Origin of the sequence: Nonomuraea sp. 3-1Str, assembly GCF_031570565.1 — a bacterium.
Lineage (GTDB): Bacteria > Actinomycetota > Actinomycetes > Streptosporangiales > Streptosporangiaceae > Nonomuraea.
On the sequence record NZ_JALHBK010000010.1, the window covers coordinates 99,708 to 114,577 of the forward strand.

Below are 14,870 nucleotides of genomic sequence, written 5' to 3' on the forward strand. Positions count from 1 at the left end.
TCGTCGTCTACGACTGTCGCTGACCTGGAATTCGCATCCAGCCGTCGGCGTTGCCGCCGATGGGACGACCTGACCTGAGGAGACTGAGCGAGATGGCCATCGAGGTTCGCATTCCGACCATCCTGCGTAACTACACCGGCGGTGCCAAGGCGGTCGCCGCCGAGGGCGCCACCCTCGACGAGCTGATCAGCAACCTGGAGTCCGCCCACCCCGGCATCAAGGACCGCCTGATCGACCAGGGCAACCTGCGCCGGTTCGTCAACGTGTACCTGAACGACGAGGACGTCCGCTTCCTCGGCGGTCTCGGCACCCCCGTCTCCGACGGCGACACGGTGACCGTCCTCCCGGCCGTCGCCGGCGGGTGACATGCGGTTCGATTCGCTGATCGAGTCGGTCGGCCGCACTCCTCTGGTCGGCCTGCCCCGGCTCTCGCCCGCGCCTGACGTCCGCGTCTGGGCGAAGCTGGAGGACCGCAACCCGACCGGCTCGATCAAGGACCGTCCGGCGCTGTGGATGATCCAGCAGGCCGAGAAGGACGGGCTGCTCACCCCGGGCTGCACGATCCTGGAGCCGACCAGCGGCAACACCGGCATCTCGCTGGCCATGTCCGCCAGGCTCAAGGGCTACCGGCTGATCTGCGTGATGCCGGAGAACACCTCCGAGGAGCGCCGCCAGCTCCTGCGCATGTGGGGCGCGGAGATCATCTCCTCGCCCGCCGCGGGCGGCTCCAACGAGGCCGTCCGCCGCGCCAAGGAGCTCGCCGCCGCCAACCCGTCGTGGGTGATGCTCTACCAGTACGGCAACCCGGCCAACTGGCGCTCCCACTACGAGACGACCGGCCCGGAGATCCTCGAGGACCTGCCCACGGTCACCCACTTCGTGGCCGGGCTCGGCACGACCGGCACGCTCATGGGCGTCGGCCGGTTCCTGCGGGAGCGGGTGCCCGAGGTGAAGATCGTCGCGGCCGAGCCGCGCTACGGCGAGCTGGTGTACGGCCTGCGCAACGTCGACGAGGGCTTCATCCCCGAGCTGTACGACGAGTCGGTGCTGACCACCCGCTACTCGGTGGGCTCGGCCGACGCGCTGCGCCGCACCCGCGAGCTGCTGGCCACCGAGGGCATCTTCGCCGGCGTGTCCACGGGCGCCGCCCTGCACGCGGCGCTCGGGGTGGCGGCCAAGGCCGCCAAGGCGGGGGAGCGGGCCGACGTGGTGTTCGTGGTGGCCGACGGCGGGTGGAAGTACCTGTCGACGGGCGCGTACGAGGGCACGCTGGACGAGGCGGAGGAGCGGCTGGAAGGCCAGCTCTGGGCGTGACGCCCCTGACGCACGAGCGCGAAAGAAGGCGGCCGGCGTGGAGCCGGCCGCCTTCTTTCACGTCCTGAGCCGATCAGTTGAACAGCAGCCGCAGCGAGAACGTGGCGTCCGAGTCGGTCTGGGTGCCGCTCAGGCCCACCGCGCGCAGCACCTGGGCGTTGGTCTTGTCCTCGCCGCTCAGGCTCTGCAGGTAGTACTTCTCCACCTTGTCCAGGTCGACGAAGACCGCGAACGTGGCCTTGTCGGCGTCCGGGACGGCCATGGTGAAGGTCTCGCTGTCGCCCAGCGCGCCTTCCTCGGCGAGCTTCTTGGCGTACTCGTCGGTGGTGGCCAGCGTGAACGTGCCGTCACCGGCGACCTTGGCGACCTTGGGCGCGGGCTGACCTTCAGCGGTCATGGCCTTCTGGACCTTGTCGAAGACGGCCTGCGCCTTGGCCGGGTCCGTGACGATGCGGACGCCGCCCTTGACCTGGTCGCTGTCGAGGCCCTCGCTGTCCACGGCCACCGTCAGGTTCTTGCCGAAGAACGTGGCCAGGTCGTCCGGGAGCTGGAGGCCGTAGGTCTGCTTGGCCTTGTCGATGAACTGCTTGAACTCGCCGCCGCCGGCCGCCGTCATGGACTTCTCGATGTCGGCCCACTTCTTGGTGAGCATCTGGTCGAGGCCGGAGACGGACAGCGCGCCGGCCGTCGAGGCGGGCAGCGTGCTCAGCTTCGCGCCCTCCAGGTCGCCGTCCACGAGGCCCTCCGCGCCGCGGACCACGCCGGCCAGCTCCGCGTACGCGCTGTCGAAGCGCAGCGCGCCGGCGAACCGGGCGTTCTTCACCTGCTCCAGCGCCTTGGCCTCCTCGGCGTCCATGTCCTCGGCGGCCAGCTTGCCGACCTCGCCGAGGCGGGCCCAGAAGGACAGCACGCCCTGCTCGCCCACGGCGTCCAGGTCGTCGGAGAAGTCGGCGGCGCTCGCCAGGCTGGCGGTCTCGGCCGCGTACGTGTCGGCCTTGGCCTGCTCGTCGGTGAGCAGCGCGTAGTCGTCGCGGAAGGCGATGCCGTACTTGTCGTCGCCCATCAGCTTGGCGATGCCGGCCTTGGCCGCGGCCTCGTCCTTCACCTGGACGGTCACCGCGAACTCCGGCTCCTTGCCGCCCGCCGCGGGCGGCATCACGGCCACACCGATGCGGCTGCCGAGCCACGGGTCCACGTCGCGGGCGAAGTCCATCTTGGCCAGGCTTTCGTCGTCCTTCTTCAGGGCGTTGAACAGCGCCTGGCGCGGGTCCTCGCCGGTGAACGCGTCCTTGGTCACCGAGAACTTGCGGGCGATCTGGAACAGCGCCACCTTCTGGTTGGCGGCCGGGTCCAGGTCCAGGCGGACGTAGGCGATCGCGTTGGGCGGCAGCACCTCGTGCGGCTGCGTGCCGCCGCCGCCGATGGCGCCCACGGCCCAGACAGCGCCGCCGCCGAGCAGCACCACGGCCAGGGCGGCGGCGATGGCGATGATCCAGCTCTTGCGGCCCTTGCCGGCCGGCTGGGCGGGACCGAACCCGTCGGGCCCCTGCTGCTGCCAGCCCTGCTGCTGCCCGTGACCCTGCTGCGCGTACTGCTGCTGCCCGTAGGCGGGCTGCTCGTAGCCCTGCTGGCCGTAGCTCTGCTGGCCGTAGCCCGGCTGGCCCTGGGACTGCTGCCCGTAGCCCTGCTGCCCATAGCCCTGCTGGACGAAGTCCGGCTGGCCGTAGCCGGGCTGCTGGCCGTACGGCTGCTGGCCATAGCCGGCCTGCTGGCTGAAGGCCGCCTGACCGTGGTCCGGCTGGCCGTACGCGGGCTGGCCGTAGGACGCCTGCTGCCCGTACCCGGGCTGCTGACCCGACGACGCCTGCTCGCCGTACGGCTGACCGTGTTGCTGGCCCGCGTAGGGCTGCTGCGGCGGGTACGGCTGGCCGTGCGGCGCGGTAGGCGGGTTGGGGGACTGCTCCGAGCTCCAGCGGTAAGCCGTCGTCCGATCAGGATCCTGGCCAGGAGGGGGATTATTCGCAGACATCACTCAACTCACAATGTGGACTTATGACCACAGGAAAGGTAACGGATGTTGCTGTACGGGCGCTTGCAATGCACTGAAGACGACAAGGCCGTGGATCGTCCGGCTGCCCCGGCTCCTGCCCCGGTCGCGTAGAGTATGCGGGCTACTAGAATATAGTTCGGTACCTTGTGAGGCGGGACTGATGACCAAGTTCGACGAGGCCACGCAGGCGATCAGGGTCGACGAGACCACCTACGACGTCTGCCTCGACCCCGGCTACGCCATCGGCGGGCCGCTCAACGGCGGTTACCTGATGGCCGTGGTGCTGCGAGCCGTGGTGGACTCCTCGCCGTTCGAGCACCCGGTGAGCACGACGGTCCAGTTCCTCCGGTCGCCGGCGGCCGGTCCGGCGCGGGTCCGGGTCGAGCAGCTCAAGGCGGGCAAGACCGCCGCCTTCACCCGGGCCACCCTCGTCCAGAACGACGTCGCCCAGATCGCGGCACTGGTGACGACCGCCACGCTCCACGACGCGGAGCCCACGTATGCCGATGAATCGGGATATGTCATGCCGCGCCCCGAGGACTGTGTCCGGCTGCCCGACCCCAAGCCCGAGTCCGGCATGACGCTCAACGCCCAGCTCGACCTGCTCTTCGACCCGCCCACGATCGGCTGGCTGAGCGGCCGTCCCACCGGCCGGCCCGAGTCGCGGGCGTACTTCCGGATGGCCGAGACCCAGGACCCGGACCCGTACGTGCTGGCCCTCGCGGTCGACGCGCTGCCGCCCGTGGTGTTCTCGACGGGGGCGCGCGGCTGGGCGCCCACCGTGGACCTGACCTGGCACCTGCGCGCGCTGCCCGCCCCCGGCTGGCTCACGCTCATCGGCGGCGGCCGGCTGGTCTCCGGCGGCTGGTTCGACGAGGAGGTCGAGGTGCGCGACTCCCAGGGCCGCCTCGTCGCCCAGGCCCGCCAGCTGGCACGCGTGGGACGGGGGTGACACGAACGCACTGTGAGTATTCTTACGCAGTGCGCAGGTCGCGGGTCCCCTACCCTCTGAAACGTGCAGGACGCGAGCATCGGGATCTTCGACAGCGGGGTGGGCGGCCTGACGGTCGCCCGGGCGATCATCGACCAGCTTCCCCATGAGTCCATCACCTATGTGGCCGACACGGCGCGCCAGCCCTACGGGCCGAAAAGCATCGCCGAGGTGCGCGCCTACGCGCTGGAGGTGATGGACCACCTCGTCGAGAACGACGTGAAGATGCTCGTGATCGCGTGCAACAGCGCCAGCGCCGCCGTGCTGCGCGACGCGCGCGAGCGCTACGACGTCCCGGTGGTCGAGGTGATCCAGCCCGCCACCCGGCGCGCGGTGCGGGCCACCCGCACCGGCGAGGTGGGCGTGATCGCCACCCGGGCCACCATCGCGTCGATGGCCTACCACGACGCCTTCGCCGCCGCCCCCCACGTACGCCTGACCAGCGTGGCCGCCCCGCGCCTGGTCGAGTACACCGAGCGGGGGGACACGACGAGCGAGGAGGTCATCCAGGCGGTCCGGGAGTACCTGGCGCCCATCCGGGAGGCGGGGTGCGACACGCTCATCCTCGGCTGCACCCACTACCCGCTCCTCACCGGCGCCATCTCCTATGTCGCCGGCGACGAGGTCACGCTGGTCTCCAGCGCCGACGAGACGGCCAAGGACGTCTATCGGATCCTGCACGACCGTGGCCTGGCGGCCGGAAGCGACGTCACCCCCCGGCACCGCTTCCGCGCCACCGGCGACTCCACGCTGTTCGCCCACCTGGGACGGCGTTTCCTGGGCCCGGAGATCGACGCGGTCGAAGTCACACCGGTCGGGGGTACTACCTGCAACGGAGGCCCACATGAAGGTGACCATCATCGGCTGCTCGGGTAGCTTCCCGGGCCCCGACAGCCCCGCGTCGTGCTACCTGCTCGAAGCCGAGGGCTTCAGGATGCTGCTCGACCTCGGCGCGGGCGCGCTGGGCGCCCTCCAGCGGCACATCGGCCTGTACGACGTGGACGCCATCTGCCTGTCCCACCTGCACGCCGACCACTGCCTCGACATGTGCGGCTACCACGTGGCCCGCACGTACGGCCCCGAGGCGCCGTACCCGCGCGTGCCGGTCGTCGCGCCAGCCGACGCGTCGAAGCGGCTGGCCGCCGCGTACGGCATGCCCGACGAGCCGGCGCTGGAGACGGCCTTCGACTTCCGGCCGCTGACGGCCGGCACGTTCGAGGTGGGACCGTTCACGCTGACGGCCCGCCTGGTCAACCACCCCATCGAGGCGTACGGTTTCCGCGTCTCCCACGGCGGGCGGACGGTCGCCTACTCCGGCGACACCGGCGAGTGCGCCGAGCTGGTGAAGCTCGCCGAGGACGCCGATCTGATGCTGTGCGAGGCGTCCTTCGTGGACCGGCCGGGGCTGCCCACCGATCTGCACCTTTCCGGCCGGCAGGCCGCCGTCCACGCGGCCAAGGCCGGCGCCGGCAGGCTCGTGCTCACCCACCTGGTGCCCTGGAACGACCAGGCGACCGTGCTCGACGACGCCTCCCGGGGCGGCTACGACGGCCCCATCGAGCTGGCCAGGAGCGGCGCCGTCTACGAGCTGGCCTGACCTCGTCGGGCCGGCTGGTTCAGGGGTCGGTGCGTACCTGGGTGAAGTCGCGCATCCGCGGCAGCGGCGAGAACAGCAGCGGCAGGAACGACACCAGCCGGCCGGCCATGAACAGCCACAACGCCTCCCGCACGCCGATCTGCTGGGCCACGAGCCCGCCGAGCAGCGCGCCCAGCGGCATCGTGCCCCACACCAGGAACCGGACCGTGGCGTTGATCCGGCCGAGCATGCGCTCCGGCGCGACCATCTGCCGGTAGGTGATCTGGCCCACGTTGTAGAGGATCGCCCCCCACGACAGCGCGATCGACGTGACGCTGAAGAACGCCACCCGCCAGTCGGCCTGCGTCATCGGGAGCAGCAGGCCGAACGGCGACGTCACGGCGATCGCCAGCCAGGTCACCCGGGCCGTGCCGTACCGGGTGAACAGCCACGTCCCGGTGAGCCCGCCGAGCAGCCCGCCGACCGCGCCGGACATGAGCAGCACGCCGATCACCCCCGGCGCCAGCCGCACCTCGTCGGCGAGGAACAGCACCGACAGCCCGAGCACGGCGCTGACGCACAGGTTGGTGCCGGCGGTCGTGGTGACGATCGCCCGCAGCAGCCGGTCGCGCCAGACGAACACGAGCCCCTCACGGATGTCCCGCAGCATGCCGGTGCGCCGGCCGCCCGCGGGAGCCCGCCGGTCGGGCGTCCTGATCGAGGTGAGCAGGATCGCCGAGCCGAGCGAGGCCAGCGCGGTGGCGAACACCGTCAGGGGTGCGCCCAGGGCCTGCACCAGCAGCCCGCCCAGGCTGGGGCCGGCCAGCGCGCCGCCGGAGCGCACGAACTCCAGCTTGGAGTTGCCGCTGCTCAGGCTCTGCTTGCTGACCAGTTCGGGCAGGTAGGTCTGATCAGCCACGTCGTCGAACACCTGCGCCATGCCCGCCAGCAGCGCCACCGCCAGCATCATCCCCATGGACAGCAGTCCCAGCATGTACGCGAGCGGGATGCTCGCCAGCAGCGCGCACCGGACCAGATCCGCGGTGATCATCACGCGGCGCTTCGACATGCGGTCCACCCACACCCCCGCGGGTAGCCCGATCGCCAGGAACGCCGCGGTCTGTAACGCGGAAAGCAGGCCGACCTCCAGCGCGCCGGCGTTGAGGACCAGGACGGCGACCAGCGGGAGCGCGACTCGGGAGATGTTGACCCCGAGCTCGTCGGCCACATGTGAGCTGAGGAACCTGATGAAGTCAGGGCTCCGCAACACCCCCGTTGTCATTGCGTAAGGATCGCTGTGGCGGACACTTTCGGTCAAGAGCGTCACGGTGCGGAGATAGGGTGAACTGCATGTCTCGACAGGATGGCCGTGCTCCCGACCAGCTACGCCCGATCACCATCACCCGGCAGTGGCTCGCCCACGCCGAGGGCTCGGTGCTCGTCGAGTTCGGCGGCACGCGCGTGCTGTGCGCCGCCTCGGTGCAGGACAGCGTGCCGCGCTGGCGCCGGGGCAGCGGCCAGGGCTGGGTGACCGCCGAGTACGCCATGCTGCCGCGCGCCACCAACACGCGCAACGACCGCGAGTCGGTCCGCGGCAAGATCGGCGGGCGCACCCACGAGATCTCCCGGCTGATCGGCCGGTCGCTGCGGGCCTGCGTCGACTACAAGGCCCTCGGCGAGAACTCCATCGTCCTCGACTGCGACGTCCTCCAGGCCGACGGCGGCACCCGGACCGCCGCGATCACCGGGGCGTACGTCGCCCTGGCCGACGCCGTGGCGTGGATGCGCGAGCGCAAGATGTGCCCCGGCGACCCGCTGGTCGGCTCGGTCGCGGCCGTCTCGGTCGGCGTCGTCGGCGCGGTGCCGATGCTCGACCTCTGCTACACCGAGGACGTGGCCGCCGAGACGGACATGAACGTCGTCATGACGGGCTCCGGCAGCTTCGTCGAGGTGCAGGGCACCGCCGAGGGCGCGCCGTTCGACCGCGGGACGCTCGACCAGCTGCTCGCCCTGGCCGCCGGCGGCTGCGAGGAGCTGACGCTGATCCAGATGGAGGCGCTCGGCCGATGAAGATAGTGCTCGCCACCCGCAACCAGGGCAAGATCGCGGAGCTGCGCCGCATCCTGTCGGGGTTCGACATCCTGGGGCTCGAGGAGTTCCCCTCGATCGGCGAGGTCGCCGAGACGGGGGTCACGTTCGAGGAGAACGCCCTGCTCAAGGCGCACGCCGTCGCCCAGGGGTCCGGGCTGCCCGCGGTGGCCGACGACTCCGGCCTGTGCGTCGACGTGCTGAACGGCATGCCCGGCGTCTTCTCCGCCCGCTGGTCCGGCCGCCACGGCGACGACCAGGCCAACCTCGACCTGCTGCTGGCCCAGGTCTCCGACGTGCCCGCCGAGCGGCTGACCGCCCACTTCGCGTGCGTGGCGGCGCTGGCGCTGCCGTCGGGGGAGACCTGCGTGGTCGAGGGCGACCTGCCGGGCCGGCTGATCTCCGCTCCGCGCGGGTCCAACGGGTTCGGGTACGACCCGATCTTCGTTCCCGACGGTGAGACGCGGACGACGGCCGAGCTGGCGCCCGAGGAGAAGGACGCGATCAGCCATCGGGGCCGCGCGTTCCGCGCCCTCGCCCCGCAGGTCCGCGACCTGCTGTCACCGGCGTCCTGACGTTTCGCGTGGCGGTTCCGACGTGTGCGTGGAGCCCTGAGGTGTGTGGGGTCCTGACGTGTGCGTGCGGTTCTGACGTGTGTGTGGGGTCCTGACGTTGGCGTGGCGGTTCTGACGTTGGCGTGGCAGTCCCGTAACCGGCGCGTAAGAACCGGGCGGGTGCCGCGGGCGTAGCGTCGGTACCGTGCAGAGGCAAGACATGGCGCCCGCCTGGGCGGGCGCGCTGGCGGGGCTGACGGCCGGGGCGGTGGCGCTCGGCGTCGCCCGGCTCGTGGCCGGGATCGCGGGGCCGGAGACGTTCCCGGTGGTGGCCGTGGGCGACGTGGTCGTCGACCTGACGCCCCCACCGGTCAAGGACTTCGCGATCAACGCGTTCGGCGCCAACGACAAGACGGTTCTCGTCGGGGGCGTGCTCGTGGTGCTGGCCGTCATCGCGGCCGCCCTGGGGATAGCGGCCCGGCGGCGGCCGGTGGCCGGCGACGCGGGGCTGCTGGCGTTCGGGGCCGTGGGGGTGCTGGCGGTGCTGACCCGGCCGGGCGCCGGGATCACCGGGGTGCTCCCGACGGTGGTGGGCGTGGCGGCGGGCGTCTGGACGCTGCGCCTCCTCGAACGGCGAGCGCGTCTCCACCCGGCGCCCGCCGAGGAGCCCGCGGTCCTGGCCGGTGCCGGAGAGGTGGGCTTCCGTGGTGAGGCCGGTGCCGGGGAGGCGGGCTTCCGTGGTGAGGGCGGTGCCGGGGAGGACGGGCGGCCGTCCGGGGCGGAGCGGCCCGTGGTGATGCGGCCCGGGGCGTCCGCGGCCGGTGGGTTCGACCGGCGCAGGCTGCTGACCGGGGTCGCGAGCGGGGTGGTGGTGGCGGGGGCGGCCACCGTGCTCGGGCGGGTCCTGTCGGACCGTCAGGCCGTGGACACCGCCAGGGGCGGCCTGGCCCTGCCGGCGCCCGCCACGCCCGCCGCGCCGCTGCCCGCCGGGACGGACTTCCGCATCAGCGGCCTGTCCCCCTTCACCACGAGGAACCGGGACTTCTACCGGGTGGACACCGCGCTCGTCGTCCCCCAGGTGAACCCGCGGACGTGGCGGCTGCGCGTCCACGGCATGGTCGACCGGCCGATCGAGATGACCTTCGCCGACCTGCTCAAGCGGCCTCTCACCGAGGCCGACATCACGCTCACCTGCGTGTCCAACCCGGTCGGCGGAGAGTACATCGGCAACGCCCGCTGGCTCGGCGTCCGCATGGCCGACGTGCTGCGCGAGGCCGGGCTCCAGTCCGGCGCCGACATGCTCCTGTCCACCTCCGCCGACGGCTTCACCTGCGGCACCCCGGTGGACGTGGTCATGGACGGGCGGGACGCGCTGTTCGCCGTGGCCATGAACGGGGAGGCGCTGCCCGTGGACCACGGCTTCCCGGTGCGTCAGGTGGTGCCGGGGCTGTACGGGTACGTCTCGGCCACCAAGTGGGTGGTGGACGTGAAGGTGACGAGGTTCGACCGGGACGAGGCGTACTGGACGCCGCGCGGCTGGGCCGCCAAGGCGCCGATCAAGACGCAGTCGCGCATCGACCTGCCCCGGCAGGGCGCGACGGTGCGGGCGGGCCGCACGACGGTCGCCGGGGTCGCCTGGGCGCAGCACACCGGGATCGACGCCGTGGAGGTGCGCGTGGACCGCGGCGAGTGGCGGCAGGCGCGCCTCGCCGCGGTGCCGGGGCCCGACACGTGGCGGCAGTGGGCGCTCGACTGGGACGCCACACCCGGCCGCCACACGATCGAGGTACGCGCGACCGACGCCGCCGGCCGTACCCAGGCGGAGCAGGAGGCGCCTCCCGCACCGGACGGCGCGACCGGCTGGCACACGATCACGGTCCAGGTCTCGTAACGCTCCGTCGTACCCTTTCTCCGCGTTTGTGCAGGTACAGCGGGTGGATCGTGGTGCCCGAACTTGCCGAGTGGCCCTCCTGGCCGGGGCGGCGGCCCTACGATCGGCGTCGAGCACGACAGGAGGCAGGACGTGACCCGCGACCGCAAGCCCCGCGTCCGGTGGGTCCTTCCCGGAGGGCGCTACGACCCGGTGGTCGGCGACGGCGTGCGGTGGCGCGACTACGAGCGCGCCGCCGACCCGCCGGACCCCGGCCCGCCCGACCCCACTCCTCTCGCCCCACGACCACCGGCATCCGGGCGGCCGGCGGGGGAGCAGCGGTCCGGAGAGGAGCGGCGGGCGAGTGCCGCCGCGCCGCGTTCCGCCGCGCCGAGTGCCGTCATGCCAACGGGTGCCATGCCAACGGGTGCCACGACGGCGGGTGTCACGACGGCGGGTGTCACGACGGCGAGGCACCGGTCTCCCGCGGCGGACGCGGCAGGTGGCGTCGCCCCGGGGCACGTCTCCGCCCTCACCTCCATGCCCACCTCCGCCCCCGGCTCCGCACCGCCCGACAGCGGTCCCGCGGCGGTCCGCGTAGGCGGCGGTCTCCTGCCCACGCCTCCGGACCCGGTCCCGGACGGGCGCCCATCCGCTCGTCCGGCCGATGCGCCATCAGAGGGACGGCCGGGCGTGCCCGCGGCCCCCGGTGAGGCGGCCTCGGCGCCCCCGGGGCCGCTGGATGTCACCGCCCCGCCTCCTGCTGCCGCCCCGGCGCCCGTGGTGGAGGAACGCGGCGACGACTCCACGCTCGGAGGACAGGCCGGATGGATCATGCCTGCCCGGGGAGAGGCCCCGGGCTGGGCCGGCTGGGCGGTGCGCGCCGGGGGAGCGGCCGGCCGGCGGGCGAGGACGGCCGACTGGTTCGACGGTCCCGCCAGGCCGCCGCGGCTCGCCGACTGCCGGCCGTACGGGATGGCAGGAGGGCTGGCGCGTCCCGACCCGCAGGTCGAGCACGACCTGCGGCGCGCCGTGCCGCCCGGCACGCGCTTCCCCGACCCGCGCGGCACCTGGGTCAGGCTGATCAACGGCGGCGGCCCGGCGGACGACCCCTTCCGGGCCTCCAACGCCGCCGACTGCGCCCTGGCCGTGCTGTCCACGTGGCACGGCGAGCCCGCCGCCGCGGCGGCCCGGCACCCCGAGTACGACCGGCTCGGCAGGCCGGTGCTGAGGGGCGAGACGGGCGGGGCCGCCAGGATCGAGCGGTGGGTGGGGCAGCGCTTCCAGTACGCCGGTCACGGGCGGCACGCCTACCCGCTGGTGGAACGGCGGCTGATCGAGGCCGGCCACGGGGCCGCGGCCGTCATCGTCGTGCGCTGGCCCGGCGGCGGCTCCCACGCCTGGAACGCCGTCAACTTCGGCGGCGAGGTCATCTGGATCGACGCCCAGCGCGGCCACATGGCGGTCGATCCTCCCTACACGACGGTGACCGGGGTGTTCTGCGTCGTCGTCGACCGGTACGGGAGACCACGATGAGTCGCGACGGGCAGAGGTGAGCGCGGTGGACCTCGACCAGGCCAGGGCGGTGGCGGAGGAGTACTTCAACGGGGTGCGGCCGGTGGACGACCCGGTGCGGGTGGGGGTCCACGGGTTCGGCGAGGGGTACGTGGCCTGGGTCAGGGAGCCCGACTCCGACGACCCGGCCACGCTGCCGGCCACGGTCGGCGGCGGCTGCATCGTGATCGACCGGGTGACCGGGGAGATCGTCAGCCGCCCCCTGCTCGACCCGGAGACGGTCGCCGAGCTGTGGCCGGGCCGCACTCCCCGCTGAGCCGGGCCGAGGCCGCACCTGCCGCTGAGGGCGTCCCGGGGCTGACAGGTCGTCAGCCGCTCGCCAGGGCGCCGACGATCGAGGCGCGGGCCGCGCGCCGGGCCGGCAGCACCGCCGCCAGCACCCCCGCCAGCCCCGACAGCACCACGAACAGCGCGACCTGACCGTACGGCACCACGTACACCGCCCCGTCGATCATCGCCCGCACCGCGGCCCAGCCGAACACCGCGCCGAGCACCACCCCGACGAGCGCGCCGATCAGCCCGAGCACCAGCGCCTCCACCGACAGCATGCGCCGCAACTGCGGCCGGGTGAGGCCGAGGGCCCGCAGCAGCGCCGACTCCCGGGTCCGCTCGTGCACCGACAGCGACAGCGTGTTGGCGATGCCGAGCAGCGAGATGAGGATGGCCAGCCCCAGCAGCCCCGTGACGATCATCAGCAGCATGTCCAGGGCCTCGTCGAACTCGCCGCGCACCTCGGTCGAGCTCGACACCTTGACCGTCGGGTACGCGGCCGTCGCCGCGTCCACCACCGCCCGGGACCTGTCCGCCGCAACGTCGTCCTTGGCGTCGACCATCACCCTGGAGTCGGGCAGCGCGCCGAAATACCGGTCGAAGGCGGTCGTGGCCACGGTGAGGTCCGGCAGCGCCGAGTCGGAGCCGTCCAGCACCGCGACGACGGCGAGCGTGACCACGCCCGCCTCCTTCGTCGTCAGCGACAGCGAGTCACCCAGGCGGACGCCGAGCTTGGCGGCCACGTCGTCCTCGACCGCGACCTGGCCGTCGCCCAGGCCGCGCATGGAGCCCGCCGTGACGGGCGGGTCCATCGGGCCGTCGTACGCGCCCACGTCCACGCGGCTCGCCCTGCCCCTCGGCCCGCTGACCTTGGCCTCGGTGTCGCGGATCTGCACCACCGAGGCGAGCTCCGGCCGCCGCCGCAGCTCCTCGCCGACGGAGCGGGGAATGGCCGAGTCGCGCTCCTGGGTGGCCAGCATGTAGTCGATGGGGAACTGGTCGTCGAGCTTGTCGGTCAGCGTCACCCGGGTCGAGGCGGTGAGCACGGAGATGAGCGTCATCAGCGTCACGCCCACGGTCAGGGCGACCGTCGTGGTGGCGGCCCGCCTCGGGTTGCGGCCGGAGTTGTCCACGGCCAGCCGTCCCGGCACGCCGAACAGCCGGGCCGGGATCGCCCCGACCAGCGCGCTGAGCGGCCTGACCAGCACCGGCCCGAGGATGAGCACGCCGAGGAACGTGAGCACGCCACCGCCCATGACCACGAACAAAGACACCTGCTGCCCCGGCTCCAGCACCAGCGCGCCGACACCGGCTGTGCCCAGGCCCGCCAGCAGGAACACCCCGGCGGCGACCATCCGGAGCAGGCCCGTGCGGAACGCCTGCTCCTCCACCTGCGTGCGCAGCGCGGCCACCGGCGCGACCCGCGTGGCCGTGCGCGCCGGCAGCACCGCCGAGCCAATGGTGACGAGCAGCCCGACGGCCAGCCCGAGGCCGATGGTGCCCGGCGTCAGCCGGACGGCGGCCCCCGTCGGCAGCGGCGCGTCCAGCGCGCCGAGCACCGCGAGCGTCCCCGCGCCGAGCCCGTACCCGGCCAGCAGGCCCAGGACGGCCGACAGCAGGCCGATCACGACGGACTCCAGCAGCACCGACCCGAACACCTGGCCCCGCGTCGCGCCGATGCAGCGCAGCAGCGCCATCTCCCGGGTGCGCTGCGCCACCAGGATCGTGAACGTGTTGTAGATGACCAGCGCCGCCACCAGCATGGACACCAGCCCGAACATGAGCAGCCCCACGGTCACCGCCTTGATCTCCACCCCGGCCTGCCGGGCCAGCCGGTCGGCGAGCTGCGTTCCGGTGAGCACCTGGCGGCCCTCGCCGCCCGCGGCCGCGGCGACCGTCCGCCGCAGCGCGTCAGGGTCGGCCCCCGCGACGTCGATCTCGCGGAACCCCTTCTCGCCCGTCATCCGCTGCGCCATGGCCGGGGTGAAGCCCACCACGCCGGTGTAGGCCAGCTCCTGGTCCACGCCCGGATCGAGCAGGCCGACCAGCTTGAACATCCGCCCCCGCCGCTGCGGATCCAGCACGGTGATCGTGCCGCCCACCTTGACGCCCTGGGCCTTGGCGGTGCTCTCGTCGAGCACGGCCGCCAGGTCGTCGGAGCCGGGGCCCGTACCGGACACGATCACGGCGCGGCTGAGCGGGCCGGACGAGATCGACAGGCCCGTCGTCGGAGCGTCGCCCGCCGCCTTGCCGTCCTTGCCGATCAGCGGCGCCGGCCCGCGTACGACGCCCTGCGCGTCCGTGACGCCCGGCAGGCCCCGCACCTTGTCGAGCAGCGCCGCGGGCAGCCGGCCGTCCGGCCCCTCGGCCAGTACGGCCACGTCCACCTTGCCCGCGTCGGCCGTGACCTTCTGCGCCAGCCCGGCCTGGACGGTGTCCGTCAGCACGAACGTGCCGGCGATGAAGCCCACGCCCAGCGTGATGGCCAGCGACGTGAGCAGCAGCCTCAGCCGGTGCGCGCGCAGCCCGGCCAGCGTCGTCCTCAGCACGCCGCGCCTCCGTTATGGGTCGTCTCAGCGGCA

Annotated in this window: 13 protein-coding genes; 10 read left to right on the plus strand and 3 right to left on the minus strand. The window is 73.0% G+C overall.

The annotated features are described in order from the left end of the window. The first annotated feature begins 92 nt into the window (after window positions 1–92). On the plus strand, window positions 93–365 hold the full coding sequence (locus tag MTP10_RS18055) for a MoaD/ThiS family protein (RefSeq protein ID WP_310710633.1): 273 nt from the start codon (window positions 93–95) through the stop codon (window positions 363–365). Window position 366: 1 nt separating this feature from the next. Continuing rightward, window positions 367–1,314, plus strand: a complete 948-nt coding sequence (locus MTP10_RS18060) for a cysteine synthase (protein ID WP_310710634.1) — start codon at window positions 367–369, stop codon at window positions 1,312–1,314. A gap of 73 nt (window positions 1,315–1,387) precedes the next feature. On the opposite strand, the gene MTP10_RS18065 is transcribed toward MTP10_RS18060, so the two are convergent. After that, window positions 1,388–3,343 carry a DUF3352 domain-containing protein gene (locus MTP10_RS18065; RefSeq protein WP_310710784.1) on the minus strand — a complete coding sequence of 652 codons (1,956 nt, stop codon included), beginning with the start codon at window positions 3,341–3,343 and terminating at the stop codon, window positions 1,388–1,390. Window positions 3,344–3,524: 181 nt separating this feature from the next. On the opposite strand from MTP10_RS18065, the gene MTP10_RS18070 reads away from it, so the two are divergent. From MTP10_RS18070 to MTP10_RS18080, 3 genes are all read left to right on the plus strand, one after another. Then, window positions 3,525–4,316: a thioesterase family protein gene (locus MTP10_RS18070; protein WP_310710635.1), complete on the plus strand. Its 792-nt coding sequence runs from the start codon at window positions 3,525–3,527 to the stop codon at window positions 4,314–4,316. A 63-nt stretch (window positions 4,317–4,379) separates the two neighbouring features. After that, window positions 4,380–5,231, plus strand: a complete 852-nt coding sequence (gene murI, locus MTP10_RS18075; RefSeq protein ID WP_310710636.1) for a glutamate racemase — start codon at window positions 4,380–4,382, stop codon at window positions 5,229–5,231. Next, window positions 5,200–5,952: an MBL fold metallo-hydrolase gene (locus MTP10_RS18080; protein WP_310710637.1), complete on the plus strand. Its 753-nt coding sequence runs from the start codon at window positions 5,200–5,202 to the stop codon at window positions 5,950–5,952. Before murI ends, MTP10_RS18080 begins: the two co-directional genes overlap by 32 nt. A gap of 19 nt (window positions 5,953–5,971) precedes the next feature. On the opposite strand, the gene MTP10_RS18085 is transcribed toward MTP10_RS18080, so the two are convergent. After that, complete coding sequence (locus MTP10_RS18085; protein WP_310710638.1) at window positions 5,972–7,213, minus strand: MFS transporter; 1,242 nt, start codon at window positions 7,211–7,213, stop codon at window positions 5,972–5,974. Window positions 7,214–7,281: 68 nt separating this feature from the next. Between MTP10_RS18085 and rph the strand changes: the two genes are divergently transcribed. From rph to MTP10_RS18110, 5 genes are all read left to right on the plus strand, one after another. Then, on the plus strand, window positions 7,282–8,001 hold the full coding sequence (gene rph / locus MTP10_RS18090) for a ribonuclease PH (protein ID WP_310710639.1): 720 nt from the start codon (window positions 7,282–7,284) through the stop codon (window positions 7,999–8,001). Continuing rightward, window positions 7,998–8,594 (plus strand): RdgB/HAM1 family non-canonical purine NTP pyrophosphatase, encoded by a 597-nt coding sequence (gene rdgB / locus MTP10_RS18095; protein WP_310710640.1) that lies wholly within the window; start codon window positions 7,998–8,000, stop codon window positions 8,592–8,594. The genes rph and rdgB overlap by 4 nt, the downstream gene beginning before the upstream one ends. 184 nt (window positions 8,595–8,778) lie before the next feature. Then, window positions 8,779–10,464 carry a molybdopterin-dependent oxidoreductase gene (locus MTP10_RS18100; RefSeq protein ID WP_310710641.1) on the plus strand — a complete coding sequence of 562 codons (1,686 nt, stop codon included), beginning with the start codon at window positions 8,779–8,781 and terminating at the stop codon, window positions 10,462–10,464. Between the two features lie 672 nt (window positions 10,465–11,136). Then, window positions 11,137–11,979 (plus strand): toxin glutamine deamidase domain-containing protein, encoded by an 843-nt coding sequence (locus MTP10_RS18105; RefSeq protein WP_310710642.1) that lies wholly within the window; start codon window positions 11,137–11,139, stop codon window positions 11,977–11,979. Between the two features lie 25 nt (window positions 11,980–12,004). Next, the gene (locus tag MTP10_RS18110; RefSeq protein ID WP_310710643.1) at window positions 12,005–12,274 is read left to right on the plus strand and encodes a hypothetical protein; all 270 of its coding nucleotides are present in this window, start codon (window positions 12,005–12,007) and stop codon (window positions 12,272–12,274) included. A gap of 52 nt (window positions 12,275–12,326) precedes the next feature. Here the strand turns inward: MTP10_RS18110 and MTP10_RS18115 are convergent, their stop codons facing one another. Then, window positions 12,327–14,837: an FtsX-like permease family protein gene (locus MTP10_RS18115; RefSeq protein ID WP_310710644.1), complete on the minus strand. Its 2,511-nt coding sequence runs from the start codon at window positions 14,835–14,837 to the stop codon at window positions 12,327–12,329. Window positions 14,838–14,870 lie beyond the last annotated feature (33 nt).

What these genes read in the sequence shown, in the direction of transcription:
- MTP10_RS18080 (WP_310710637.1), top strand. Translation starts at nt 5,200, where the DNA reads ATGAAGGTGACCATCATCGGCTGCTCGGGTAGCTTCCCGGGCCCCGAC.
- MTP10_RS18055 (WP_310710633.1), top strand. Translation starts at nt 93, where the DNA reads ATGGCCATCGAGGTTCGCATTCCGACCATCCTGCGTAACTACACCGGC.
- rph (WP_310710639.1), top strand. Translation starts at nt 7,282, where the DNA reads ATGTCTCGACAGGATGGCCGTGCTCCCGACCAGCTACGCCCGATCACC.
- rdgB (WP_310710640.1), top strand. Translation starts at nt 7,998, where the DNA reads ATGAAGATAGTGCTCGCCACCCGCAACCAGGGCAAGATCGCGGAGCTG.
- MTP10_RS18070 (WP_310710635.1), top strand. Translation starts at nt 3,525, where the DNA reads ATGACCAAGTTCGACGAGGCCACGCAGGCGATCAGGGTCGACGAGACC.
- MTP10_RS18060 (WP_310710634.1), top strand. Translation starts at nt 367, where the DNA reads ATGCGGTTCGATTCGCTGATCGAGTCGGTCGGCCGCACTCCTCTGGTC.
- MTP10_RS18065 (WP_310710784.1), bottom strand. Translation starts at nt 3,343, where the DNA reads ATGTCTGCGAATAATCCCCCTCCTGGCCAGGATCCTGATCGGACGACG.
- MTP10_RS18085 (WP_310710638.1), bottom strand. Translation starts at nt 7,213, where the DNA reads ATGACAACGGGGGTGTTGCGGAGCCCTGACTTCATCAGGTTCCTCAGC.